Origin of the sequence: Ornithinibacillus sp. 4-3 (genome assembly GCF_040958695.1) — a bacterium.
Classification (GTDB): Bacteria; Bacillota; Bacilli; order Bacillales; family Amphibacillaceae; genus CALAMD01.
In genome coordinates this window covers 2,664,487-2,689,164 of record NZ_CP162599.1, presented here as the reverse complement: position 1 = coordinate 2,689,164, position 24,678 = coordinate 2,664,487, and the positions used below count along the sequence as shown (strand labels likewise).

The 24,678-nt window shown below is 38.6% G+C and carries 20 protein-coding genes, 14 tRNA genes and 1 rRNA gene; 27 read left to right on the top strand and 8 right to left on the bottom strand.

Features of this window, described 5'->3' with window-relative positions; genetic code table 11:
* Positions 1–228 precede the first annotated feature (228 nt).
* From AB4Y30_RS13220 to AB4Y30_RS13145, 16 genes are all read left to right on the top strand, one after another.
* Positions 229–3,151 (top strand): 23S ribosomal RNA (locus AB4Y30_RS13220).
* Between the two features lie 207 nt (positions 3,152–3,358).
* Positions 3,359–3,433, top strand: a tRNA-Asn gene (locus AB4Y30_RS13215).
* A gap of 7 nt (positions 3,434–3,440) precedes the next feature.
* Positions 3,441–3,533: transfer RNA gene (locus AB4Y30_RS13210), tRNA-Ser, on the top strand.
* A 14-nt stretch (positions 3,534–3,547) separates the two neighbouring features.
* A tRNA-Glu gene (locus AB4Y30_RS13205) sits at positions 3,548–3,622 on the top strand.
* 6 nt (positions 3,623–3,628) lie between these two features.
* Positions 3,629–3,704: transfer RNA gene (locus tag AB4Y30_RS13200), tRNA-Val, on the top strand.
* Between the two features lie 38 nt (positions 3,705–3,742).
* A tRNA-Met gene (locus AB4Y30_RS13195) sits at positions 3,743–3,819 on the top strand.
* A gap of 14 nt (positions 3,820–3,833) precedes the next feature.
* A tRNA-Asp gene (locus AB4Y30_RS13190) sits at positions 3,834–3,910 on the top strand.
* A 27-nt stretch (positions 3,911–3,937) separates the two neighbouring features.
* A tRNA-Phe gene (locus AB4Y30_RS13185) sits at positions 3,938–4,013 on the top strand.
* Positions 4,014–4,033: 20 nt separating this feature from the next.
* A tRNA-Tyr gene (locus AB4Y30_RS13180) sits at positions 4,034–4,118 on the top strand.
* Between the two features lie 7 nt (positions 4,119–4,125).
* A tRNA-Trp gene (locus tag AB4Y30_RS13175) sits at positions 4,126–4,196 on the top strand.
* 12 nt (positions 4,197–4,208) lie between these two features.
* Positions 4,209–4,282: transfer RNA gene (locus AB4Y30_RS13170), tRNA-His, on the top strand.
* A 20-nt stretch (positions 4,283–4,302) separates the two neighbouring features.
* Positions 4,303–4,376, top strand: a tRNA-Gln gene (locus AB4Y30_RS13165).
* A 3-nt stretch (positions 4,377–4,379) separates the two neighbouring features.
* Positions 4,380–4,451, top strand: a tRNA-Gly gene (locus tag AB4Y30_RS13160).
* 14 nt (positions 4,452–4,465) lie between these two features.
* Positions 4,466–4,536: transfer RNA gene (locus AB4Y30_RS13155), tRNA-Cys, on the top strand.
* A 129-nt stretch (positions 4,537–4,665) separates the two neighbouring features.
* Positions 4,666–4,748: transfer RNA gene (locus AB4Y30_RS13150), tRNA-Leu, on the top strand.
* A 281-nt stretch (positions 4,749–5,029) separates the two neighbouring features.
* Positions 5,030–5,680 carry a YitT family protein gene (locus tag AB4Y30_RS13145; protein WP_368652693.1) on the top strand — a complete coding sequence of 217 codons (651 nt, stop codon included), beginning with the start codon at positions 5,030–5,032 and terminating at the stop codon, positions 5,678–5,680.
* Positions 5,681–6,264: 584 nt separating this feature from the next.
* On the opposite strand, the gene AB4Y30_RS13140 is transcribed toward AB4Y30_RS13145, so the two are convergent.
* Positions 6,265–6,426: a hypothetical protein gene (locus AB4Y30_RS13140; protein WP_368652692.1), complete on the bottom strand. Its 162-nt coding sequence runs from the start codon at positions 6,424–6,426 to the stop codon at positions 6,265–6,267.
* 99 nt (positions 6,427–6,525) lie between these two features.
* On the opposite strand from AB4Y30_RS13140, the gene glpK reads away from it, so the two are divergent.
* Positions 6,526–8,028, top strand: coding sequence for a glycerol kinase GlpK (glpK, locus tag AB4Y30_RS13135; protein ID WP_368652691.1), 1,503 nt, complete (start codon positions 6,526–6,528; stop codon positions 8,026–8,028).
* Positions 8,029–8,095: 67 nt separating this feature from the next.
* Here the strand turns inward: glpK and AB4Y30_RS13130 are convergent, their stop codons facing one another.
* Both AB4Y30_RS13130 and ncs1 read right to left on the bottom strand, forming a co-directional pair.
* Positions 8,096–9,202, bottom strand: a complete 1,107-nt coding sequence (locus AB4Y30_RS13130) for an NAD(P)/FAD-dependent oxidoreductase (RefSeq protein ID WP_368652690.1) — start codon at positions 9,200–9,202, stop codon at positions 8,096–8,098.
* Between the two features lie 53 nt (positions 9,203–9,255).
* On the bottom strand, positions 9,256–10,701 hold the full coding sequence (gene ncs1 / locus AB4Y30_RS13125) for an NCS1 family nucleobase:cation symporter (RefSeq protein WP_368652689.1): 1,446 nt from the start codon (positions 10,699–10,701) through the stop codon (positions 9,256–9,258).
* 240 nt (positions 10,702–10,941) lie between these two features.
* Between ncs1 and AB4Y30_RS13120 the strand changes: the two genes are divergently transcribed.
* From AB4Y30_RS13120 to AB4Y30_RS13110, 3 genes are all read left to right on the top strand, one after another.
* Positions 10,942–11,151 carry a helix-turn-helix transcriptional regulator gene (locus AB4Y30_RS13120; RefSeq protein ID WP_368652688.1) on the top strand — a complete coding sequence of 70 codons (210 nt, stop codon included), beginning with the start codon at positions 10,942–10,944 and terminating at the stop codon, positions 11,149–11,151.
* A complete protein-coding gene (locus AB4Y30_RS13115) occupies positions 11,144–11,530 on the top strand; it encodes a hypothetical protein (protein ID WP_368652687.1) in 387 nt (128 codons plus the stop codon). The genes AB4Y30_RS13120 and AB4Y30_RS13115 overlap by 8 nt, the downstream gene beginning before the upstream one ends.
* Before the next feature lie 235 nt (positions 11,531–11,765).
* On the top strand, positions 11,766–12,689 hold the full coding sequence (locus AB4Y30_RS13110) for a manganese-dependent inorganic pyrophosphatase (protein ID WP_368652686.1): 924 nt from the start codon (positions 11,766–11,768) through the stop codon (positions 12,687–12,689).
* Between the two features lie 52 nt (positions 12,690–12,741).
* On the opposite strand, the gene menC is transcribed toward AB4Y30_RS13110, so the two are convergent.
* The 4 genes from menC to AB4Y30_RS13090 all read right to left on the bottom strand — a co-directional run bounded on the left by menC (position 12,742) and on the right by AB4Y30_RS13090 (position 17,871).
* On the bottom strand, positions 12,742–13,857 hold the full coding sequence (menC, locus tag AB4Y30_RS13105; RefSeq protein ID WP_368652685.1) for an o-succinylbenzoate synthase: 1,116 nt from the start codon (positions 13,855–13,857) through the stop codon (positions 12,742–12,744).
* A 4-nt stretch (positions 13,858–13,861) separates the two neighbouring features.
* Positions 13,862–14,665 carry a GNAT family N-acetyltransferase gene (locus AB4Y30_RS13100; RefSeq protein WP_368652684.1) on the bottom strand — a complete coding sequence of 268 codons (804 nt, stop codon included), beginning with the start codon at positions 14,663–14,665 and terminating at the stop codon, positions 13,862–13,864.
* A 23-nt stretch (positions 14,666–14,688) separates the two neighbouring features.
* Complete coding sequence (locus tag AB4Y30_RS13095; protein ID WP_368652683.1) at positions 14,689–15,810, bottom strand: M20 peptidase aminoacylase family protein; 1,122 nt, start codon at positions 15,808–15,810, stop codon at positions 14,689–14,691.
* Between the two features lie 360 nt (positions 15,811–16,170).
* On the bottom strand, positions 16,171–17,871 hold the full coding sequence (locus AB4Y30_RS13090; protein ID WP_368652682.1) for a SulP family inorganic anion transporter: 1,701 nt from the start codon (positions 17,869–17,871) through the stop codon (positions 16,171–16,173).
* Positions 17,872–18,093: 222 nt separating this feature from the next.
* On the opposite strand from AB4Y30_RS13090, the gene mscL reads away from it, so the two are divergent.
* Positions 18,094–18,474 (top strand): large conductance mechanosensitive channel protein MscL, encoded by a 381-nt coding sequence (mscL, locus tag AB4Y30_RS13085; RefSeq protein ID WP_368652681.1) that lies wholly within the window; start codon positions 18,094–18,096, stop codon positions 18,472–18,474.
* A 51-nt stretch (positions 18,475–18,525) separates the two neighbouring features.
* Here mscL and AB4Y30_RS13080 read toward each other — a convergent pair whose 3' ends face one another.
* A complete protein-coding gene (locus tag AB4Y30_RS13080) occupies positions 18,526–18,978 on the bottom strand; it encodes an Lrp/AsnC family transcriptional regulator (RefSeq protein WP_368652680.1) in 453 nt (150 codons plus the stop codon).
* 311 nt (positions 18,979–19,289) lie between these two features.
* Here AB4Y30_RS13080 and AB4Y30_RS13075 point away from each other — a divergent pair, with 311 nt between their 5' ends.
* The 6 genes from AB4Y30_RS13075 (at position 19,290) to AB4Y30_RS13050 (ending at position 24,663) form a co-directional block, all read left to right on the top strand.
* On the top strand, positions 19,290–20,903 hold the full coding sequence (locus AB4Y30_RS13075; protein WP_368652679.1) for a gamma-glutamyltransferase family protein: 1,614 nt from the start codon (positions 19,290–19,292) through the stop codon (positions 20,901–20,903).
* A 204-nt stretch (positions 20,904–21,107) separates the two neighbouring features.
* Complete coding sequence (locus AB4Y30_RS13070) at positions 21,108–21,665, top strand: chromate transporter (RefSeq protein ID WP_368652678.1); 558 nt, start codon at positions 21,108–21,110, stop codon at positions 21,663–21,665.
* The gene (locus tag AB4Y30_RS13065) at positions 21,662–22,192 is read left to right on the top strand and encodes a chromate transporter (protein ID WP_368652677.1); all 531 of its coding nucleotides are present in this window, start codon (positions 21,662–21,664) and stop codon (positions 22,190–22,192) included. The genes AB4Y30_RS13070 and AB4Y30_RS13065 overlap by 4 nt, the downstream gene beginning before the upstream one ends.
* Before the next feature lie 97 nt (positions 22,193–22,289).
* Positions 22,290–22,829, top strand: a complete 540-nt coding sequence (locus AB4Y30_RS13060) for a hydrolase (RefSeq protein WP_368652676.1) — start codon at positions 22,290–22,292, stop codon at positions 22,827–22,829.
* A 12-nt stretch (positions 22,830–22,841) separates the two neighbouring features.
* Positions 22,842–23,504, top strand: coding sequence for a DUF1028 domain-containing protein (locus tag AB4Y30_RS13055; RefSeq protein ID WP_368652675.1), 663 nt, complete (start codon positions 22,842–22,844; stop codon positions 23,502–23,504).
* Positions 23,505–23,727: 223 nt separating this feature from the next.
* Positions 23,728–24,663, top strand: coding sequence for a metal ABC transporter solute-binding protein, Zn/Mn family (locus tag AB4Y30_RS13050; RefSeq protein ID WP_368652674.1), 936 nt, complete (start codon positions 23,728–23,730; stop codon positions 24,661–24,663).
* The last annotated feature ends 15 nt before the right edge of the window (positions 24,664–24,678 follow it).

The following is a 24,678-nucleotide window of genomic DNA, read 5'->3' as shown; positions in this document are numbered from 1 at the left end:
TTTAGATGAAAACATTACTGAGTTGTTCGGTTCAGTTTTGAGGGAGCAAATCTCTCAAAACCGATAAAATTTCTGCTTCAGCGTGTTATGATAGCTGACAGGGCAGAATTTTTACATTTGTACCTTGAAAACTAAATAAGAGTAAAGTAACAACGACATCAAACCGAAAAAGTCATGTACGTTCGTACATGCAGATGAAAAAGAAACAAAGCTTATTCATAAGTAGCTAGTTAAGTGAACAAGAGCGCACGGTGGATGCCTTGGTACTAGGAGCCGAAGAAGGACGGGACTAACACCGATATGCCTCGGGGAGTTGTAAGTAAACATTGATCCGGGGATTTCCGAATGGGGAAACCCACTACTCGTAATGGAGTAGTACATCTAACTGAATAGATAGGTTAGATGAGGCAGACCTGGGGAACTGAAACATCTAAGTACCCAGAGGAAGAGAAAGCAAAAGCGATTTCCCAAGTAGCGGCGAGCGAAACGGAAACAGCCCAAACCAGAAAGCTTGCTTTCTGGGGTTGTAGGACATTCCAATAGGAGTTATCAAGAAGTGTTTTAAACGAATCGATCTGGAAAGATCAGCCAAAGAAGGTAACAGCCCTGTAGTTGAAAAGACATTTCCTCCGGAATGTATCCTGAGTACGGCGGAACACGTGAAATTCCGTCGGAATCCGGGAGGACCATCTCCCAAGGCTAAATACTCCCTAGTGACCGATAGTGAACCAGTACCGTGAGGGAAAGGTGAAAAGCACCCCGGAAGGGGAGTGAAATAGAACCTGAAACCGTGTGCTTACAAGTAGTCGGAGCACGTTATTGTGTGACGGCGTACCTTTTGTAGAATGGACCGGCGAGTTACGATTGTATGCAAGGTTAAGTGGAAGACACGGAGCCGTAGCGAAAGCGAGTCTTAATAGGGCGAATGAGTATGCGGTCGTAGACCCGAAACCGTGTGATCTACCCATGTCCAGGGTGAAGGTCAGGTAACACTGACTGGAGGCCCGAACCCACGTACGTTGAAAAGTGCGGGGATGAGGTGTGGGTAGGGGTGAAAAGCCAATCGAACACGGAGATAGCTGGTTCTCTCCGAAATAGCTTTAGGGCTAGCCTCAAAGGAAGAGTACTGGAGGTAGAGCACTAATTGGGCTAGGGGCCCCCACCGGGTTACCAAACCTAGTTAAACTCCGAATGTCAGATACTTATCTTTGGGAGTCAGACGATGGGTAATAAGTCCATTGTCGAGAGGGAAACAACCCAGACCACCAGCTAAGGTCCCCAAGTATACGTTAAGTGGAAAAGGATGTGGAGTTGCACAGACAACCAGGATGTTGGCTTAGAAGCAGCCACCATTTAAAGAGTGCGTAATAGCTCACTGGTCGAGTGACTCTGCGCCGAAAATGTACCGGGGCTAAACGTATCACCGAAGCTGTGGATTGTTCCGTAGGAACAATGGTAGGAGAGCGTTCTAAGGGCAGAGAAGGTTGACCGAGAGGACAGCTGGAGCGCTTAGAAGTGAGAATGCCGGTATGAGTAGCGAAAAAAGAGTGAGAATCTCTTTCACCGAAAGCCTAAGGTTTCCTGAGGAAGGCTCGTCCACTCAGGGTTAGTCGGGACCTAAGCCGAGGCCGAAAGGCGTAGGCGATGGCCAACAGGTTGATATTCCTGTACCACCTCATATCCGTTATGAGCAAAGGGGGGACGCAGGAGGATAAAGAATCGCACGGATGGAAGAGTGCGTCCAAGCAGTAAGAGAGTCAGATAGGCAAATCCGTCTGACAAGTATCTTGAGCTGTGATGGGGAGGGAAATATAAGTACCGAAGTTCTTGATTCCACACTGCCAAGAAAAGCCTCTAGCCAGGATATAGGTGCCCGTACCCTAAACCGACACAGGTAGGCAAGAAGAGTATTCTAAGGTGAGCGGGAGAACTCTCGTTAAGGAACTCGGCAAAATGACCCCGTAACTTCGGGAGAAGGGGTGCTTCTTGCATGAGAAGCCGCAGTGAATAGGCCCAAGCGACTGTTTATCAAAAACACAGGTCTCTGCGAAGCCGTAAGGCGAAGTATAGGGGCTGACACCTGCCCGGTGCTGGAAGGTTAAGGGGAAACGTTAGTACTTCGTACGAAGCGTAGAACTGAAGCCCCAGTAAACGGCGGCCGTAACTATAACGGTCCTAAGGTAGCGAAATTCCTTGTCGGGTAAGTTCCGACCCGCACGAATGGTGCAACGACTTGGGCACTGTCTCAACGAGAGACCCGGTGAAATTATACTATGCGTGAAGATGCGCATTACCCGCGACAGGACGGAAAGACCCCGTGGAGCTTTACTGCAACTTGATATTGAATGTTTGTGCAGCTTGTACAGGATAGGTGGGAGCCATTGAAACCGGAGCGCTAGCTTCGGTGGAGGCAACCGTGGGATACCACCCTGGCTGCACACACCTTCTAACCCAGGACCGTGATCCGGTTCGGAGACAGTGTCAGGTGGGCAGTTTGACTGGGGCGGTCGCCTCCTAAAGAGTAACGGAGGCGCCCAAAGGTTCCCTCAGAATGGTTGGAAATCATTCGAAGAGTGTAAAGGCAGAAGGGAGCTTGACTGCGAGACCTACAAGTCGAGCAGGGACGAAAGTCGGGCTTAGTGATCCGGTGGTTCCGCATGGAAGGGCCATCGCTCAACGGATAAAAGCTACCCCGGGGATAACAGGCTTATCTCCCCCAAGAGTTCACATCGACGGGGAGGTTTGGCACCTCGATGTCGGCTCATCGCATCCTGGGGCTGTAGTCGGTCCCAAGGGTTGGGCTGTTCGCCCATTAAAGCGGTACGCGAGCTGGGTTCAGAACGTCGTGAGACAGTTCGGTCCCTATCCGTCGTGGGCGCAGGAAGTTTGAGAGGAGCTGTCCTTAGTACGAGAGGACCGGGATGGACACACCTCTGGTGTACCAGTTGTTCCGCCAGGAGCATAGCTGGGTAGCTACGTGTGGCAAGGATAAGTGCTGAAAGCATCTAAGCATGAAGCCTCCCTCAAGATGAGACTTCCCATCATTTTAAATGAGTAAGATCCCTTAGAGACGATAAGGTTGATAGGTCCGAGGTGGAAGTGTGGTGACACATGGAGCTGACGGATACTAATAGATCGAGGACTTAACTAACACATTTCGGTTGTCACACGTTATGATGCACTCTTATTTAGTTTTTAGGGTACAACTTTCCATTTTTTTCAAAATACACTTGATTTTTTGAAAATAACAATTATAATAATAGTTGTCGCTAATTTTTTTGCGGAAGAAATAAAGTCCTTTGGCAATGGTCGAGCTCTTAATATAAAAAGTAATAGTTATTCTTTATTTTAAGTATATTCCACAGTAGCTCAGTGGTAGAGCAATCGGCTGTTAACCGATCGGTCGTAGGTTCGAATCCTACCTGTGGAGCCATCTATCTGGAGAGCTGTCCGAGCTGGCCGAAGGAGCACGATTGGAAATCGTGTAGGCGGATAAACCCGTCTCAAGGGTTCAAATCCCTTGCTCTCCGCCATTATTATTATACCTGGCCCGTTGGTCAAGCGGTTAAGACACCGCCCTTTCACGGCGGTAACACGGGTTCGAATCCCGTACGGGTCACCAACATTCGGAGGATTAGCTCAGCTGGGAGAGCACTTGCCTTACAAGCAAGGGGTCGCAGGTTCGAGCCCTGCATCCTCCACCATTTAACATAATAGCATGTTAAATGAAATAAAAGCATATCGCGGGGTGGAGCAGTCCGGCAGCTCGTTGGGCTCATAACCCAAAGGTCGCAGGTTCAAATCCTGCCCCCGCAACCAAATTAAAATAAAATGGTCTGGTAGTTCAGTTGGTTAGAATGCCTGCCTGTCACGCAGGAGGTCGCGGGTTCGAGTCCCGTCCAGACCGCCATTTTATTTCAAAACATCATACATAATTGGCTCGGTAGCTCAGTCGGTAGAGCAAAGGACTGAAAATCCTTGTGTCGGCGGTTCGATTCCGTCCCGAGCCACCATTTCCTTTATATACAAAGTTGGAGGGGTAGCGAAGTGGCTAAACGCGGCGGACTGTAAATCCGCTCCCAACGGGTTCGGCAGTTCGAATCTGCCCCCCTCCACCATTTTTTTAGGGGTATAGTTCAATGGTAGAACTACGGTCTCCAAAACCGTCAATGTGGGTTCGAATCCTGCTACCCCTGCTTTATACTATGGCGGTCGTGGCGAAGTCGGTTAACGCACCGGATTGTGGCTCCGGCACTCGTGGGTTCGAATCCCACCGGTCGCCCTTTTTTTGTTTTCTTATATTGGGCTATAGCCAAGCGGTAAGGCAACGGGTTTTGGTCCCGTCATCCAAGGTTCGAATCCTTGTAGCCCAGCCACTTGCGGAAGTAGTTCAGTGGTAGAATATCACCTTGCCAAGGTGGGGGTCGCGGGTTCGAATCCCGTCTTCCGCTTTTTCTGTATATATGGCGGCATAGCCAAGTGGTAAGGCAGAGGTCTGCAAAACCTTTATCACCGGTTCAAATCCGGTTGCCGCCTTCCTGGAAGAACGCTCCCAAATATGAGGAGCGTTTTTCGATTCAAAAATAGGTAAATCTTGTTCCTAATTTCATCTTGATTATTAAAAGTATGAAGGTGTATAATAGGTAGTGCGTTCTAATTGAATATGCCTGAGTGGTGGAATGGCAGACACGTCGGACTCAAAATCCGATGCCTTTGCGGGCGTGTGGGTTCAAGTCCCACCTCAGGTACTTAGAGTTTAGGAAAATGTCCGTTACGATTGCAAAGTTGTAAAGGGCATTTTTAATAATATTTATTTTCATTTATAAGATCCTCAGTTTTACAGATGCTTTAGTTTAGAGAGTAAACTACGGATATGGATCTATGAAAGTACATCAATAACCATTAACATAATGTATTATAATGATTGTATAAACAGGTTAAATTTAGTCTGATAAACTTAAAGAAACTTGATGTAATTCTCTTTTAACATCATGAATCATGTTTAATAATCAATGAGAGTAGGATATATATGGTATTTGCCGTTCGTTTTGCTTTTTTTATATTTGGTCTTATTTTATTTAGTCTTGGAATTGCCATAACAGTAAATATGCAGCATCTCGGACTTCAGCCATGGGATGTATTGAGTGTGGCATTAACGAATAGATTTGGCTTGTCCTTCGGTACGTGGTCTATTATTATTGGAATTATTTTAGTATGTGTAGCATGGATATTAGATAGAAGCTATGTAAAAATAGGAACGTTTTTAAATATCATTGTTATTGGACTTTTCGTTGATTTATTTCTATGGTTGGATTTTTTACCGAAAGAGACAAATATTTTCATAGATTCAATTGTTATTATAGTTGGGACATCAATTGTTGGTTTTGCTGGAGGCTTATATAATGCAGCAGGGCTTGGTTCAGGACCGAGGGATGGCTTTGTACTATCTATCGCTGAAAAACTAAACAGATCGATTAGTAAAGTGCGTATCGTGATTGAAATTACGGTTGTCTTAATCGGATTTGCTCTAGGAGGACCAGTGTTCATTTTTACTTTTCTTTTAACCTTTATTCAAAGTCCGATTTTCCAATATTTTTATTTGAAATTTAGAGAAGTTATTCGAAGGCTGGATGAGAATCATAATAAAAATCTACAACGTAGAGTAGCAAAAGTAAAATAAGTAAAGAGACCAAAGTGATGCAGTATCTCATGATTAGATATTGCACCACTTTGGTCTCTTTTTATGAAATAAGCAAGTAAAAAATTCTGCACAAATTTATTCTTATTCAGAGATCGCTAAGTCTAGCTCTAAGCGCCAAAAACTATGAGCTAACGCGAGCCGCCCTACAATAAAGAAGACTTGACGATTGGCAAACCGTCAGGCGCAGACAGAGTCATAGTCGCACTTTCATCGACTAAGTTCGGTCACGGTCCTGTGACCAACGTCGATACTAGCTCGTCGTGTCCGTCGTGCCCTATAGGTGAAAGTCAACATCGGCTTTGTTATCGGCTTTGTTTTATAAGGAAGCCCAACTAAAACCAGGCTAAAGCCTAACGTTGGATACCCCTAAAGGGGCATGTTTCCTTTATCTCGAGGGTAAAGGAAGTTCGACTAACATCGAAGCCCCCAAAGAACGGGGGCGCAATCTCTACGTTTTTACGACGCACAGGACGTACTAGTGCAGGACGTTGTACTGGTGACGTCATGCCTTTAGCCTGTAAGGGCGCGACTTTCGCTTTTTGGTCTTAAAAATCCTATGTATGCTAGATTATTTTATTTAGTGTATACTCCTTAGTATCGTATAATATATTTAACGTAGTATCTATATCATATTCACGGATAACATCTTGAAGTACAAACCAGGTGATTATCATAACGATGATGACAACGAGTATAATTGTTAATACGGCTAATTTACCTTTCATAGAGTGCCCTCCTTTAGTTCCTAAAACAAGGATATCAAACGTAGTGCACCCTGTAAATATTAAACAAATTTTAGGTGAATCGGAAAGAAGTGGGAATAGATGAAAGAAAAATATATTTTATCATTAGATCAAGGTACAACAAGCTCACGTGCTATTTTATTTAATCAAAGAGGAGAAATTGTCTCTACTACTCAGAGAGAGTTTACACAGTTTTTTCCAGAATCAGGTTGGGTGGAGCATGATGCTGAGGAAATTTGGCAAACGATGTATGATTGTATTGAAGAACTTTTTGAAAAGCGATCCATCCATCCGCAACAAATTGCAGGGATTGGAATATCCAATCAACGAGAGACGACTGTTGTCTGGGATAAACACACAGATAAACCAATTTATAAGGCGATTGTGTGGCAATCAAGGCAGTCTGAGTATATTTGTCAGGAATTGAGAGAAAAGGGCTATAATGAGCTTTTTACAACGAAAACAGGGCTATTACTAGATCCATATTTTTCAGGTACTAAGGTGAAATGGATTTTAGATCATGTAGATGGTGCACGAGAAAAGGCTGTAAATGGAGACTTGCTATTTGGGACTATTGATACTTGGCTTATTTACAAGCTTTCTGGTGGAACAACTCATGTGACAGATTACTCTAATGCTTCTCGTACACTAATGTTTAACATTCACGATTTACAATGGGATGAAGAATTATTGGAGATTTTAACAGTTCCAGAAAACATGCTTCCAACAGTCTGTTCCTCTTCAGAAATTTATGCATATTCAAATGTAGATTATTTTCAGGGGGTAGAAATCCCAATTGCTGGTATTGCAGGTGATCAACAGGCAGCTTTATTTGGGCAGGCTTGTTTTGAAGAAGGTATGGCAAAAAATACATATGGAACTGGTTGCTTCATGCTGATGAATACGGGCAAAAAAGCTGTAACCTCTGATCATGGTTTATTAACTACGATTGCATGGGGACTTGATGGAGAGGTAGAGTATGCGTTAGAAGGTAGTATTTTTGTAGCAGGTTCAGCTATTCAATGGTTACGTGATGGATTGAAAATTCTAGATCATGCTGCAGAGTCAGAGGAATATGCGACATCTATTACTTCTAATGAGGGAGTGTATGTTGTTCCGGCATTTGTTGGTTTGGGAACACCTTATTGGGATAGTAATGTACGTGGGGCTATGTTTGGTATTACAAGAGCAACATCACGTGCTCATATTGTTCGTGCTACATTAGAAGCGTTAGCTTATCAAACTCGTGATGTACTTGAAGCGATGATGGCAGATGCAGAGCTTCCATTGAAGGCTTTACGTGTTGATGGTGGTGCGATATCGAATAACTTTTTAATGCAGTTTCAAAGTGACGTATTAGATGTACATGTAGAACGTGCATCTATTCAAGAAACAACTGCTTTAGGAGTGGCATATTTGGCTGGACTTGCTGTAGGATTTTGGCAGGATAAAAAAGAAATAGCTGAGCAATGGCAAAAGGATTATACTTTTCATCGTAATATGACGGATGAACAGCGAGATAAATTATATAAAGGCTGGAAAAATGCAGTGGAAGCAACACGTGTTTTCACTTCATTAGAATAATTAAAACAAGAGGTTGTATACTTATAATGGTGTACAACCTCTTGTTTTATGTCCGTAAAAAATAGATTTATAAAATATTCATTTGATAATCAGCTAGATTCAGTTCACTGTATTTCCCAAGTGCAATCAGAGCTAATTCACGGCCGACATAAGGTCCAATAGTTAAGCCAGAGGCACCAAGTCCATTAGCAAGGAATAGTCCTTTATAATTTGGAAGTTCACCGATAATTGGTAAAGAGCCAGGAATAAATGGTCGATAGCCAACTTTTATTTCCTTTAATTCTAGATCAGCTAATTCAGGCGCGACTTCAATTGCTTTAGATAAAACCTCGTGAACTCCACCAGCAGTTATATTAGGATTAAAGCCTGCAGCTGATTCATGTGTTGCACCAATGATGATGCGGTCATCGAATGGTAAAATATATTGATTATTTGGTGGCATGATGACTGGCCAATTATCCATATTAATGTGACTTGCTTCTAGATGAATGATTTGTGCTTTCTGTGGATAGGCACCTAGCTTCATATCAAGTGGCTTTAATAAATCATCGAGCCATGCACCTGTAGCAGCTACAACAGCGTCTGCATGAATTTTTTCACCATCTACTTGAACCCCGATATTTTTCTGCTGTTCAACGATTAAAGAAGCATTTCCTTGAACTAATTTGGCACCTAATTTTTCTGAAGCTCTAAGTAATGCGTTACGAACAGCATTTCCATCCACACGTGCTGCTCCGCTAACGTAAATAGAATGACAATCTTCTCTGAGCAATGGTACCATTGCTACCGTTTCTTCTGGAGAGAGCTTTTTTATTTCTCCGATCTCGGGAGCATCTACTTTTCTGGTATACGCTCTTTCTTCAGCAGCAAGTAATCTCTCTTCACTTCTATGTAAGGCAATTAATCCAACTCGTGAATAGCCTGTATTTTCTTCACCTTGATGAGCAAGTTCTTTAATAATTTCCGGGTAAAAACGAGCACCCGATCTTGCTAAATTGTACCATGCCATATTACGTCGCTGGGCTAACCATGGGCCGATTATTCCAGCTGCAGCATCTGTTGCCCGACCAATGTCATTGCGGTCGACAATGGTAACTTCAGCTCCTTCTTTTGCAAGATGATAGGCGGTACTTGCACCTAAAATACCTGCACCAATAACAACTACTTTTTTCATATTTTAACGTCCTTTATGTTTAAGTTTTCCCACTGTCTTCATGTTAGCATAAGTTAGTTATGAATTCGATTACTTGCTTTTTGAGGAAAAAGTCTAGCTAAAAGGATGTATAAGATAAATGCACTTCCTGTTCCAACTACCCATGACATTTGAAAGAAAGCCTCTAACATAGGAATAAATTGACCAAGTAAGCATGGCAAGCTTGTCAGAATGATAGTAAAGAATGCTTGGATATTAAATCCAAAGTAATAGCGATAAATCCCTTCACCAGTATATAGAGAAAGTATATCCAACTTTTTCTTTGAAATAATAAAATAATGTGCAAGCATAACCCCTGCTACAGGACCAAGCATAGCACCAATCATATTTAATAAGGTAAAGATGCTTGTTGCTTCCTCCATCCATTTCCAAGGCATAATGATAAGTCCCAAGATAGAGATGATAAATGCACCTGATTTGAAGTTTAGTTTCTTAGGAAATAATGCTGCCATTTGATAGCCTGCAGGTACAATATTTCCGGTAATATTAACAGATAATGTGGTTAAACAAAGTGTGAAAACAGCAAGTAATATCGCAAAATAATTATCAAAATAGGCAACTACATCAAGGACATTCCATATCGGTGTTCCGTATGCTATTTCTGATCCAACGATAATTGCAATACTAGCAAAAGCAAATAAAAGATAAGTAATGACTAAGCCAATAGATTGTCCTACTACCTGAGCTTTTGTAGAAGTAGCAAAACGGGTGAAGTCAGAAACATTTACAATCGGTGCTGCCCAGGATGCGATAATTGCAGTAATCCCAGCGATGAATAAAATAATTTCATTTCCTGCTGCTATTTGTGGGATATGGTTTAGAATAGGAGCAATTCCTCCAGCTAATTGAACTGCCCAAATTGCCATACCACCAAAAATAACATATACAAAAATAGAAAGAATATTGGTGAATCGGTTTAATAAATCAACCCCAAAAATAATAAAAACAATATTAAATAACCAGAAGATAACAAATGCAATAAGTTGCGCTAATGTCAAACCGAAAAAATTAAAATCTCCACCAAGTGTTAGAAAGCTAGGGGAAATTTTCCCGATAAGAATAAGCATGGCCTGACTTCCTGCAAAGGTTTGAAAGCCAAACCAAAATGTAGCTGCAATTACACCACGTAATGTTCCAATAATGATACTGCCTTTTTCTCCAAATGAGGAACGCAAATAAATAGAAAAGGGAATTCCATAAGTGGAACCTGCATGACCATTTAATACCATCATAAGAGCAAGTAAAATAGCTGCCAGCATAATAGCAGAAAACACTTGCATTACGGAGAAACCTAAAGCAAATAATCCACCTACAACAAGGTAATTTGGGATATTATGTACAGAACCCATCCAAATCGTTAGATAATCTCTTGTTTTCCATGTTCGCGCAGACGATTCTGTAGGAAGAATATCTTTATTAAAGCTATTTGGTATATACTGTTCACGTATTTGATTGTCCAAAGCTGCTTTTCCTCTCTAAAATTACTCACACGTTCAAATTATCTCATAATTTATAGTAAACTTCATTATCATTTTATTTATTCCGATAGAAAACCCATTTCCCCATCGAGTATGGGGCAGATCCTAATGATAAAATATGCTAAAAATATGAAGAGGTGTAAAATGTATTTGACATCTAATTTATCTTATTTTACAATAAAGGTGTAAAAGATGTTTTACAATTACCGAGGTGGTGCATATATGCGGAACAGAATAAAAGAGTATCGCGAAAAGAAAAATATCTCTCAAGGGAAGTTAGCGGATTTATGCAATGTCAGTAGACAAACAATCAATGCAATTGAGAATAATAAATATGATCCAAGTTTACAATTAGCCTTTAATATTGCTAAAACTTTAGCAGTTAGGGTTGATAATCTATTTTTAAATGAGGGAGAGATGGAAAATGAGTAAAAAAGTTGAAATAAGTTTATTTAGTATTGTTACCCTAATTTTATTAGCAAACATTATTTATAAGCTTACTATGGGAAAAGAAATTGAGTTTTATGAAATTATAGCAATGGGTGTGTTTTCAATGTTTTTGTTATATGCAATCACATGGGGAAATAAAGCTGAAAAGAATGGTATATTACAAGATGAAGAACTTGGCCGGAAAATTACAGAGACAGCTTCGAACATAAGTTACACCATATTATATTTCGTTATACTGGCGGCTATACTTGCTGACAAACTAGTAAATGGAACTAGTAATGTATTTTTGTTAGCTGTATTCATTTTTGCGTTGATAATATTCCCATTTGTTCAATATTTAGTTGCTAAAAAGTATAAATAATTAATTGGAATCCTGATTTTGAAAACAATCTAATCTAGTTGCTTCTCCCCTATTGGAAGCGAGAGGATAATAACTGAGGAGGGGTAAGGGCCGTTACTGCAGGGTTAATAAGTGGAGCAGTTCAAAAATATAGGAAAGTAAGTAAAATATTAACCATCTCCTTAGAAATTATGGTAATCTAGTGGGGGATAAAATAATATAACGATATTTGAAAAGATAGATAAGGAGAATGATTATGAACAAGACACTTGTTTTTGGACATAAGAATCCAGATACAGATACAATTTGCTCAGCTATTGCTTGTGCAGATTTAAAGAACAAACTAGGTGGCAATGTGGAAGCAGTTCGTCTAGGTGCAGTTGGAAAAGAAACACAATTTGCACTTGATTATTTTGGTGCTGAGCTACCTCGTTTAATTGAGCAAGTAGAAGATGCTGAACAAGTTATTTTAGTAGACCACAACGAGTTTCAACAAAGTGTGGATAATATTAAAGATGTTCGTATTGCTGAAGTTATTGATCATCATCGAGTCTCTAATTTCGAAACTGATGAACCTTTATACTTCCGTGCGGAGCCTGTAGGTTGTACAGCAACAATTCTTTATAAAATGTATAAAGAAAACGATGTAGAAATTTCAAAACAGGTAGCAGGTTTATTACTTTCTGCTATAGTTTCAGATTCTTTATTATTTAAATCTCCTACTTGCACAGAAGAAGATATTGCAGCTGCAAAAGAATTAGAAAAGCTAGCTGATGTTGATGTGAATACATATGGCTTAGATATGCTTCAAGCAGGTGTAGATTTAAGCGATAAAACAATTGCAGAAGTATTGACAATGGATGCTAAGGAGTTTGCAATGCATGATGCAAAAGTAGAAATTGCACAGGTAAACACTGTAAATACTGCAGAAGTTTATTCACAGCAAGCTGAATTTGAAGCAGAAATTGAAAAGAAAATTGCTGAAAATGGATTAGATTTATTTGTTTTCGTTGTAACAGATATTATTAATAGTAACTCTGAAGTGTTAGCTTTAGGTACTGGTCAAGCTAAAGTAGAAGCGGCATTTGGAGTAGCATTGGAAAATAATCGTGCATTACTTGAAGGTGTTGTTTCACGTAAGAAGCAAGTTGTACCGAGTTTAACGAATGCATTTGCATAATTAATAAAAGCGTCCTGACGGAAATTTCGCCAGGACGTTTTTTTCTGTAGAATTATAAATCAAATGTTTTCACATTCACTGTAAATTTCTCTAATGCTTCATGATCGATATCATAGCCAATACCTGGTTTATCTGGAACTGTAATTACCCCGTTTTCAACTTCAACAGCAGGGTCGATAATATCTTTTTCCCAGTAACGAGAAGATTCAGCTGTATCTCCAGGAAGTGTGAAATTACTTAATGTTGTAATTGCGATATTATGTGCACGTCCAACACCAGCTTCTAACATACCTCCACACCAAACATCGATACCATGTTCCTTACAGTAATCATGAATACGTTTGGATTCGGAAAGACCACCAACACGTCCGATTTTAATATTAATAATCTTACAGCTGCCAAGCTTTATTGCTTTTTTAGTATCCTCTAAGGAATGAATACTTTCATCTAAACAGATAGGAGTTTTCATTGCCGCTTGAAGATCCGCATGGTCAACAATATCATCATGTGCAAGAGGTTGTTCAACCATTGTTAGGTTAAGATCATCTAATTGCTGTAAATGTTCGATATCGTCTAATGTATATGCAGAGTTTGCGTCTGCCATAATTTGTGTGTCAGGGAAATGCTTACGAACTTCACGTAACACATCTACATCAAAGCCAGGCTTAATTTTAATTTTAATACGTTTATAGCCTTTTTCTACATATTTTTTCACATTAGCAAGGAGAGCTTCTACTGTTGGTTCAATTCCTAAGCTAATTCCAACATCAATCTGTTTTCTTTCTCCACCAAGTGCTTCTGCAAGTGAGATGTTTTTGCGTTTTGCATATAGATCCCAAATGGCACCTTCTACTGCTGCTTTTGCCATGTTATGACGGCGGATTGGCTTGAAAATTTCATATACGTCATCAGGATGATTTATTGTATTATCACGTAAAAGTGGAATTAAGAAATCTTCAATTACATGCTCATTTGTTTTTACTGTTTCTTCAGCATACCATGGGCTATGAAATGCTACAGATTCACCATAACCAATATTTCCTTCTCCGTCGATAGCTTCTACGATGAAAAAGTCACGTTCCTGGAAGGTACCGAAGCTTGTTGTAAATGGATCGAGTAATTTCATTTCTACTTTTCTTAATTTAATCTGTTTAATTGGAATTGTCATGTTGTTATTCCTCCTCATTATTTAAAGAAAATACATAATAGCTTTGATTCTTTTCTGGAATGCGTAAAATATTAGTAGCTTGGTAACCAAGTGCAAACAGCTTTTCAAAAACTTCTCGAACTTGATAACGCCAATTTTTGGCTAACTCAAAATTATCTTTTTTCATTGTCTGAAAATCTTCTGGAATCTCTACAAACCAAACTCCTGGAGCTAAGTCATCTTGGTATGCTTCTGTTAATACTGGCTCTTGATTAGCGGCTTGACGTAGTAAAACTTTATTTTCATCCAGCTCAGGCTTGTGCACTTGATGCTCTTTTGTAATATCCCATTTAATAATAATACGATCAGTAGGAAGACCTTGATTCAAGCTGTCATTTAATGAACCATAATGATCTTGTAAATAGATTGCTCCAGTTGCACCGAGTTTATGGATATTTAAATAAGCATTTCGGCTTTCAAGTGGGTCGAATGTCCATGTGATCATCTCATAACCCATCTCTTTAGCAATTTTCGCTTGTTTTAATTTTAGTATTCTACCTAAACCACGGTGACGATGTTCTGGTAGGATGCCCATCATATGTGAACATAGATATGCTTTTTTTGTTTTAGGGTCATAGCCAGGAAAGCTATTTAAAAAACCAATAAGCTCCTTGTCTATAAAAGCTCCTAAATAAATACCGCCATTATGATTAGCGGTATATGTTTGATGAACAGGGATTGGCGGCATGCTCCAAACAGTCTCTTCTACCTGTTGCATGATATTCATGTCATCAATGGAAGTTAATAAACGAATTTCTATATCTTTCATAACAAGCATATTCCTCCTAATCTTTAAGCGTCTAGCTTTGCAGTACGAATTAATGCATTTATCATTACCTCTACCGCTTGTGGGAGGATTTCATGGTTAAATGTCATTTGAGCATGATGTAAGCCAGGCGAAAGGTCACATCCTACAGCAAGCATTGTTGCTTTAATATGTGGACGTTTAATTGTAAAGAAGTGGAAATCATCTCCACCAGTTGTTACTACCATTGGTGCCAATTGCTCTTCTCCAACCGTTTCAACAATAGCGTCACGTAAAAGGCTAGTTGCATCATCATTAATTACTGCTGCAGGTAAATGAGCTGAAAAGTCTAAGTCAATTTCAATCCCATGATGTACTGCAAGTGTTTTTGCAATTCCTTCCACTTTTTCAACGAGTTGATCCATTGCTTCGTTTGTTTGCGCACGCATATCCAAGGCAAATGTTGCATTCCCAGGAATAATATTAGTACTTTTTCCACCTGCTTGAAAGGATGTCATTTTTGCAGAGTGAGGTACTAACGGGTTAAGATACATATTATTAAGCATTTGGAAAAACTCTGTACCAACTAAAATAGCATTTGCATTTAGATGAGGGCGTGCCCCATGTGCATCTTCTCCTTTAATTGTACCTCTAACGGTGCGAGCTGAACCGTGCTGTAAGGCAGGCGCGAATTGTCCATGACGTAATTCTTCAATAGGTCTTAGATGCATCCCGTAGAAATAATCAAGATCATCTGCTACGCCGCGTTCTACCAGTGCAAGAGCACCGCCACCTTTTTCTTCAGCAGGTTGGAAAATAAAGCGGAAAGTTCCTTTTTCAGGTGCACCATTTTCCAGCATATGTAGAAGTGCACCAATTACAATTGTCATATGTGCATCATGTCCGCAAGAATGATTTGCTTTGAATTCACCATCTACTTCTTGCCATAGTGCATCCATATCTGCACGAATTCCAATAACTGGTTTGCCTGTACCAATTTCTACAACAAGTCCAGGAATATCTTCAAATGTTGTTACTTTGCATGAGTAAGGCTCAACTAATTTTTTTATATAAGCTGTTGTTTCATATTCTTCCCAACTAAGCTCTGGGTGTTTGTGAAGATGGGTAAAGATGTCTTGTAGCCTATCACTGAAAGCTTGTGTTGTCATATCCCAAAATCCTCTCCTAATTAAAGAAATTTTATAAATAATGTAAATATCTACATTTTATCACATGAGGATACTTTCGCAATATGAGTGTATGCCAGAAGTAGGCTTGTATAGAACGAAAAGCGCAGAGCGCCCGCTTAAAAACGTAGAGATTGGAGCGGCACAACCGAGATAAAGGAAACACGGTGAGGTAACGAACCGATGTTGACTTATTGTAGGGTGTGACGCGAAATCTCTTAGTTTTTGGCGCTCGGAGCTAGACAGCGCTATCTCTGAATATGCATTAATTTGCGTAAATTTTATATACTTTCTTACTCTATTAAAAGACTGCTAGAAAATAATATTTCTAGCAGCCTCAACTTATGAACGTGGTTCCATTTCTACATATGTTTGACAGGTCTTGTGACCGTTTTGAGCACAATAAATACATTCGTTTACTTGTATTTTTCCGAGTGCATAATTAATAGCTTCTGTTGTTGTTTTAAAGAAATGTTCTGGCCCGATAATATCATATAATCCACTTTTCTCTAGCATTTTAAGTGGATGTTCCTTTAATTCTGCTATTAATACCACGCCGTTTGTTTTTTGAAAATCGCGTACCAATGTGGCTAAGTTAGCTTCACCTGTTACATCAATGGTGGAAACATGCCGCATTTTCAAAATGAGTACAGCCGGTCGTTTGTTGAGACTTCGGGTAATTAATGTTTCAAAACGATCAGATGCTCCAAAAAATAATGGACCATGTACTGTAAAGCTAGCAATTTGTGGACAAACCTTCTCAGGTGTTTTAATCACATTATGATTTTCTGCTTTGATATTTTCTACTGCTAGGACACCACTCATCTGTTTGATAAATAAAATCATAGCAAGAACTAGTCCAACTGGAACGGCAATCGTTAAATTAACAAATACTGTTAATAAAAATGTTGCAAGGAGTACGAGTGAATCAGCAGTGCGTAGTTTTAAAATATGCCAGAAAGCTTTGCGTTCACTCATATTAAAGGCAACAATCATAAGAATAGGTGCCATACTTGCCAGTGGAATATGTGCTGCATATGGCGCAAAAAGAAGCACAGTTAATAGAACAAATAATGCTTGAACAACTCCAGATATAGGGCTGACTGCACCTGCTCGAATATTTGTTGCCGTACGTGCAATTGCACCTGTTGCAGGAATTCCTCCAAACAATGGCGTAACCATATTCGCAACTCCTTGACCTACTAGCTCGCGGTTGGAATTATGTTGTTTTCCTGTCATTCCATCTGCAACAACTGCAGAAAGTAAGGACTCAATACCGCCTAGCATAGCGATAACAAATGCAGGCTGCCATAAATACAGGATTTTTTCCCAGCTTAAGTCTGGTAATGTAAGACTTGGAATTTTTTGAGATATACCGCCGAATTCAGTTCCAATAGTAGCTACTTTATCTGGAAATAAAAGAATACTGATAAATGTAGGAATAATTAGTGCAACGAGTAAAATAGGAATCCTTGGAAAGAACTTAGGCACAAATATAATCAGTAAAATTCCAATAATGGCAAGCAACACACTATAGAAATTAAAAGTCCCAATATTTTGAATGATTTGTAGCATATTTTCATGAAAATATTCTTTCTTCTCCATGTTCTGTAAACCTAAAAACCCCTCGATTTGCCCGGAAAAAATAATAACAGCAATTCCAGAGGTGAAACCAATGGTGACGGATCGTGGGATAAACTTTATTAGATTACCAATCTTAAAAAATCCCATAATGACTAGCATAATCCCTGCTAAGAATCCTGCAATAAGTAAGTCTTCATAACCATACTGTAAGACAATAGCAAGAAGTATTGGGATAAAAGCTCCCGTAGGACCAGCAATTTGAAAACGAGAACCACCCATCAAAGCAACAATTAGTCCGGCAATAACAGTTGTATAAAGCCCATACTCAGGCTTAACTCCTGAAGCAATAGCAAAAGCCATTCCTAGTGGGATGGCAACAACTCCTACAGTAATTCCGGCAATTAAATCTCGACGTAAATCACTTACCGTCAACCCAGTAAAGCGATTATCTTTAAACACTATACCTGATCGCTCCTTAATTTATAATAAACAGCTAGTAATTGAAATGATTTTCAAAAAGCTTTAACATTATATCATAACCGACAAGAAAAATGAGGATATGATAGAAATAGTAATACTTTAACAAATTAAAACAAACTATACTAAATTTTAAGATTATTTATGTTTACAAATAAAGACAAAATAAAGTAAAATTTGATATAAGAGGAAGGAGGAGAAAAAATGTGGAAAGAGTTTAAAGAATTTGCATTTGAAGGAAATGTTTTAGACCTAGCAGTTGCAGTAATCATTGGTGCAGCATTCGGTAAAATCATAACTTCTTTAGTAGAAAATATTTTTATGCCAATTATTGGTGTGGTTTTAAGCGGGGTAAATTTTGAAGGCCTCTCATATAAAGTAGGGGATGCAGAGATTATGTATGGCGCATTTATTCAATCTGTTTTTGATTTTCTTATTATAGCACTCTGTATTTTCCTATTTATTCGTTTATTAATGAAATTCAAACGCAAACAAGAAGAGGTAGAAGAGGAAGAAGTAGAAGCACAAGAAGCTTTATTAACAGAAATTCGTGATTTACTAAAAGAACAAAATCAGAAAAACTAATAAAAACTGATCTGCGATAAAAGCAGGTCAGTTTTTATTAGAAGGATAATCTTATAATTTATAACCAGTCCGGCTTTTAAATCTTTTTAAAATAACATGGCTTTCCACTCGCGTAATTCCTTGAACAGAATAAAGCTCGCGGTTAATAAATTCCTCTAATTTCTGGAAATCTTCAACAAGCACATGCATATGTAATGTGCTTGGCCCAGTCATTTGATAAATACTTGCGACATTTAGATTTGCAGCTAAATTTTCTGCTACTTCTAATAATTGTTTAGGCTCTACATCAACTTCAAAGAAAGCAGATACTTTCTGACCTATTTTTTCTGAATTAATTACCACAGTAAATTTTTCAATAACTCCAGAATCCACCAAATGCTGGATTCTATCTTTTACTGCAACTCTTGATAAACCAACAACTTCAGCAAGCTCTACGTAAGATTTACGGCCATCTTTAATCAATTCCTCTAATAATTTTCGATCGATATCATCATATTTACGCATGACAGGACACCTCATTTTTTTATGTTTAAGGAGCTTTTTTATTTTTAGCTTAACAACTTTTATATAAATCGTAAAATATGCATATATGTTGAATAAATGAAGAATTATTCTCCTTCATCTTATCATACTTAACAAAATGAAAGCATATAAAACCATTATAGTATAAAAAGAAAGCAATGATAGTCAATTTTGATTTAAAATAAAGTAAAGGATTGACAAAGATATACAACTTTATTATGATAAATAAAGGATTTATACGATGTTTTTTTACTCATTAATTTATAAAACAAAATGTTAGGAGAGCGTTATTTATGGTATCTTTTGATAAATTATCCCACCCATATCCAATTAAAAGGCAGGCTACTTATGGGCGCAATGGTATGGTTGCTACATCTCAAGCAACAGCAGCACAAGCAGGACTAGAAATACTTAAAAAAGGTGGAAATGCGATTGATGCTGCAATTGCAACAGCAGCATGTTTAACTGTTGTTGAACCGACATCTAATGGTATTGGTGGAGATGCATTTGCATTAGTATGGACAGAAGGAAAGCTACATGGACTTAATGCTAGTGGATGTGCACCTAGGAATATTTCTACTGAAAAAGTAAAAGCGGCAGGTTATGAAGAAATGCCAGACTATGGTTGGACACCAGTTACAGTTCCGGGTGCTCCAAGTGCTTGGAAGGCTTTATCAGAAAGATTCGGTAAATTACCGTTAACGGAAGTATTAGAACCAGCAATTCGTTATGCAGAAGAAGGCTATGCAATTCCAGCTAATTTAAGCAGATTATGGAAGAGCGCTTATGATACCTTTAAGAAAGAATTAAAAGGAGAAGCATTTGATGAATGGTTCCGTGTATTCGCTCCAGATGGGCATGCTCCAAAAGCAGGAGAAATTTGGTCATCTCAAGATCATGCAAACACATTACGCTCCATTGCAGAAACAAATGCAGAATCTTTTTATCGTGGAGAGCTAGCAGATAAAATTGTAGCTGCTTCAGAAGCAAATGGTGGTTATTTTGTAAAAGAAGATTTAGCAGAGTGCTATGCAGAGTGGGTAGACCCGATTAGCGTGAACTATCGTGGTTATGATGTATGGGAAATTCCTCCAAACGGCCAAGGAATCATTGCATTACAGGCATTAAAGATTTTAGAAGGCTTTGATTTAACGGAGAGAGATACAGTAGACTCTATGCATAAGCAAATTGAATCTACAAAACTAGCATTTACAGATGCATTACAACATGTAACAGATTCGAAGCATATGAAGCATACAGTAGAAGAAATTTTAAGTGATGCCTACGCAGAGCATCGTAGAAGCTTAATTTCTGAAGAAGCTTTACTACCAGTAGCTGGTAAACCATTTGGTAGTGGAACGGTTTATTTATGTACTGCTGATAATGAAGGAAATATGGTTTCCTTCATTCAAAGTAACTATAAAGGGTTTGGATCAGGTATTGTTGTTCCAGGTACTGGAATTGCAATGCAAAACCGTGGGAAAGATTTCAAATTTGATGAGGAGCATGTGAATGTATTAAAAGGTGGTAAGCGAACTTACCATACAATTATTCCTGGTTTCTTAACAAAAGGAGATCAGCCGGTAGGTCCATTCGGATTAATGGGTGGATATATGCAACCACAGGGTCATTTACAATTAGTCGTAAATACAATTGATTTCAAACTTAACCCACAGCAAGCAATTGATGCACCACGCTGGCGTTGGGATTATGGAAAGCATGTAGAAGTAGAAGAAAGATTTCACCATCATCTTGCTGATGGATTACATCAAAAAGGACATGATATACAGATTGCGCTTGATCCTAATGGCTTTGGTCGTGGGCAAATCATTTGGCGTGATCCAGAAACAGGTGTATTAGTTGGTGGAACAGAGTCACGTACAGATGGAGCAGTAGTTGCTTGGTAATCTATACATGAATAAGTTTTTATAAAGCCTTAGAAGGATGTCACGAATTTACAATTTTTTTAATGGGAATTCGGATGTAATCTTTTCAAGGTCATACGGATATAAGAAAGAGAGAGGGAATCAGGTTAAGTTTAACTGGTTTCCTTCTTTCATTTGTAACTGTGTACATCTAAAGTAATTTACAGAAATGAAGGAAGTGTTTTTTTGAAAACGCAAATTGATCTTTTTATCGCTTTTTTTCGATCAGGAATGCTAGGGTTTGGCGGTGGAATGTCAGCGATTCCGTTAATGCAACGAGAAGTTGTAGGTACATTCAAGTGGATGGATGATGACGAATTCTCTGATTTACTGGCATTAGCTAATACATTACCTGGTCCAATAAATACGAAGCTATCAGGTTATATTGGTTATCGAGTAGCTGGATTTAAAGGTATGCTTACGGCGTTAATTGCTACAACAGTGCCTACTATTATTTTGATGATTATATTATTAACAGCCTTGAATGCTTATAAAGATACACCATGGGTACAAGGAATGGCGAAGGGAGCTATTCCAATTGCTGCAGTTATGATTGGAGTAATGGCTTGGGATTTTATTAGAGTTTCTAAAAATGCAATGGGGTGGGTATCTACGCTTGGAATTGCAGTGCTGAGTGTTGTGGCAATGCAGGTATTCCATATTCACCCAGCTATTGTTGTTGCAGTCTTAATTGTTGCTGCTTTACTTTATCGTGAACGAAGTAGGCAGGTGGAAAAAGAATGATTTATTTAAAAATATTTCTAGCCAATTTCATAGCAAATATTTTGGGATATGGCGGGGGACCAGCAACAATTCCACTTTTAGAGCATGAAGTAGTCCATCGTTATGGATGGTATACTGTCAATGAATATAGTGAAATGGTGGCACTTGGAAATGGTTTGCCAGGCCCTATTGCAACAAAGCTTGCTGGATTTATCGGATATGATCAAGGAGGTATTCTGGGTGCAGCTATTGGTTTATTTGCTTCCGTAGCGCCTTCGATCATTTTATTATTAGTCCTATTACGTATTTTATTAAAATATAAAAATTCTCCTAAAGTAAAAAAGTTAACTCAATATGTACGTCCGGCGATTGCGGTATTGCTTGGTGTGATGACATATAATTTCTTTTTTAACTCCTATGAAAGCTCGGGAATTACCCATACGATTATTTTAGTCGTTGCTGGATATCTAGCTTTAGAAAGACTGAAAATAAGCCCTGTGTTTGTTGTAGCGGGAGCACTTATTTATGGAGCAGTATTTTTAGGATAAAAAAATAGACCCTATACTTTGTTTAAAGTAATAATTTGAGCAAGGTATAGGGTTATTATATGATAAGAGTAAGCACATAAATGACAGGAGGATTATTATGTTAAAGGAAACTGATGTTGTACTCATGCTAGTAGATGTACAAGGAAAACTTGCACAAATTATCCACGATAGTGAACAACTTCATAAGAAAACAGTTCAATTAATAAAAGGACTACAAACATTAAATATCCCAATTATTTGGATGGAACAAAATCCTCAAGGTTTAGGACCAACATCTCCAGAAATTTCAGAATTACTAACAACAGAAGCACCTATTTCAAAAATGACATTTAATGCGCTCGAAACGGAAGCAGTTATAAAGGAACTCCAACAAACAGAAAGAAAACAAGTATTGCTTGCAGGAATTGAATCCCATATTTGTATTTACCAAACAGCAAAAGCATTAACTTCTTTATCCTATAATGTACAAGTAGTTGCAGACGCGGTGAGCTCAAGAACTAAAGACAATCATGAACTTGCATTAAGCCGTTTGCAAAAAGAGAACATTTCATTAACCTCTGTTGAAATGGCTTTATTTGAAATGCTTCGAACAGCAGAGCATCCTAAATTTAAAGAAGTATTAAAAGCTATTAAATAGGGGGAAATATAGATGAAAGAGTTAATGTTTAATACCTTCTCCATTACAGCACGCTGTAAAGAAACCGGCCAACTTGGTATCGCAGTGAGTACCGCACGCCCTTGTGTTGGCTCTCTTGTACCACATATTCTTCCAAATATAGGCGCTGTAGCGACTCAAGCACAGGTCAATCCTTATTTTGGTATCGACGGAATTCGTTATTTACAAGAAGGAAAAACAGCACAAGAAGTATTAGAAGCATTACAAAATGACGATGAGGATTATCATCTTCGTCAAGTAGCTATTGTGGATGCACAAGGAAATGCCGTAGCATTTACAGGAGATAATACGGTGCCATGGGCTGGACATTATGTTGGTGATCAGTTTGCCATAGCAGGAAATATGCTTGTTGGTGAAGATACGATTCAAGCAATGGCAGAGAGCTTTTCAGCATCAGAAGGGGGATTTTTGCCTAAACGATTATTGGATGCTCTAATTGCAGGACAATTAGCGGGAGGAGATAAACGTGGAAAGCAATCTGCAGCATTATACGTAGTAGATAAAGAAGCTTATCCATTATGTGATATACGTGCTGATGAGCACCAGGATCCTGTTACAGAATTAAAACGGATTTATGAAATTTGGGAAGATCAGCTTTTTCCATATTTGCAAGCTGCACCAAAAAAATATAGTTAGCTATTGAAATTAAAAATGTTTAGGTTGCCTGAGAAATTTTGGGCAACCTATTTTTATGAATTTTTTTATTTTTTAAAATGGCTCTGTGAAGGGAAAAAACAAATGTTTCCTTAAGGAAAAATAATTCTCCCCCTAAAATATACTTGACAAAATGAAACGAGACACATAAAGTGGTGATATAAAATAAAGTTTACCGAAGGAAAGATTTAAGGGGGAAAGCATAATGCAGAAAAGTTGGAAAAAATTTATCATCTTAGGAGTAATCATGGGAATGCTATTCTTAGTAGCATGCAGCTCAGATAACGGAAATGGATCTGGAGATGATGATAAAATCCAAGTAGTTACAACCATTGCGCAAATCGGAGAGCCATTATCGGTAATTGGTGGAGAACATGTTAATGTAGAAAGTTTGATGGGGCCATCTGTTGATCCACATTTATATAATCCAACACAAAGTGATATAGCAAAGCTTAGTGATGCAGATGTTATTTTTTATAGTGGATTAAATTTAGAAGCGAATATGGTTGATTCATTTGAAGCAATTGCAGGAGAGAAACCAGTATTAGCAATTGCAGAAACATTACCAGAAAGTGCTCTCTTAGATGACGAAGAAGAGGCAGGCGCTATTGACCCACATGTTTGGTTTGATTATAATTTATGGCAAGATGCATTAGATGCTGCAGTAGAAGAATTGAAAGAATTTGCACCAGATCATGCAGATGATTTTGAAGAAAATAAGCAGGCTTATTTTGCACAATTAGAGGAATTAAAGGAAGAAGCGGAAAAATTGCAAAGTATACCGAAAGAAAAACGTGTGCTTGTAACAGCTCATGATGCATTTGGTTACTTTGGTAAACTACATGATATTGAAGTAGTTGGTTTACAAGGATTAAGTACGGAAAGTGAGATTGGTGTTTCTGATATTAATGAAACAATTGCTTTAATTGAAGAACATCAAGTACCTGCTATCTTTGTTGAAAGTAGTGTGAATCAAGATTCCATCAATGCGGTTGTTGAAGGAGCATCTAATAACGGTGTTGAAGTAGAAATTGGTGGAGAACTATATTCAGATGCTATGGGTGAAGCAGGTACAGATGAAGGAACATATATTGGAATGTATAAGTACAATATAAATACTATTTATGAAGCATTAAAATGAGGCGTTAAGCGGAGG

Excerpts from the sequence above, each read along its gene's own strand:
- AB4Y30_RS13080 (WP_368652680.1), bottom strand. The coding sequence starts at position 18,978 with ATGCGTAAATATGATGATATCGATCGAAAATTATTAGAGGAATTGATT.
- AB4Y30_RS13050 (WP_368652674.1), top strand. The coding sequence starts at position 23,728 with ATGCAGAAAAGTTGGAAAAAATTTATCATCTTAGGAGTAATCATGGGA.
- AB4Y30_RS13110 (WP_368652686.1), top strand. The coding sequence starts at position 11,766 with ATGAACAAGACACTTGTTTTTGGACATAAGAATCCAGATACAGATACA.
- menC (WP_368652685.1), bottom strand. The coding sequence starts at position 13,857 with ATGACAATTCCAATTAAACAGATTAAATTAAGAAAAGTAGAAATGAAA.
- AB4Y30_RS13140 (WP_368652692.1), bottom strand. The coding sequence starts at position 6,426 with ATGAAAGGTAAATTAGCCGTATTAACAATTATACTCGTTGTCATCATC.
- AB4Y30_RS13095 (WP_368652683.1), bottom strand. The coding sequence starts at position 15,810 with ATGACAACACAAGCTTTCAGTGATAGGCTACAAGACATCTTTACCCAT.
- AB4Y30_RS13055 (WP_368652675.1), top strand. The coding sequence starts at position 22,842 with ATGAAAGAGTTAATGTTTAATACCTTCTCCATTACAGCACGCTGTAAA.
- mscL (WP_368652681.1), top strand. The coding sequence starts at position 18,094 with ATGTGGAAAGAGTTTAAAGAATTTGCATTTGAAGGAAATGTTTTAGAC.
- AB4Y30_RS13060 (WP_368652676.1), top strand. The coding sequence starts at position 22,290 with ATGTTAAAGGAAACTGATGTTGTACTCATGCTAGTAGATGTACAAGGA.
- AB4Y30_RS13075 (WP_368652679.1), top strand. The coding sequence starts at position 19,290 with ATGGTATCTTTTGATAAATTATCCCACCCATATCCAATTAAAAGGCAG.
- AB4Y30_RS13145 (WP_368652693.1), top strand. The coding sequence starts at position 5,030 with ATGGTATTTGCCGTTCGTTTTGCTTTTTTTATATTTGGTCTTATTTTA.
- glpK (WP_368652691.1), top strand. The coding sequence starts at position 6,526 with ATGAAAGAAAAATATATTTTATCATTAGATCAAGGTACAACAAGCTCA.
- AB4Y30_RS13115 (WP_368652687.1), top strand. The coding sequence starts at position 11,144 with ATGAGTAAAAAAGTTGAAATAAGTTTATTTAGTATTGTTACCCTAATT.
- AB4Y30_RS13100 (WP_368652684.1), bottom strand. The coding sequence starts at position 14,665 with ATGAAAGATATAGAAATTCGTTTATTAACTTCCATTGATGACATGAAT.
- AB4Y30_RS13065 (WP_368652677.1), top strand. The coding sequence starts at position 21,662 with ATGATTTATTTAAAAATATTTCTAGCCAATTTCATAGCAAATATTTTG.
- AB4Y30_RS13130 (WP_368652690.1), bottom strand. The coding sequence starts at position 9,202 with ATGAAAAAAGTAGTTGTTATTGGTGCAGGTATTTTAGGTGCAAGTACC.
- AB4Y30_RS13120 (WP_368652688.1), top strand. The coding sequence starts at position 10,942 with ATGCGGAACAGAATAAAAGAGTATCGCGAAAAGAAAAATATCTCTCAA.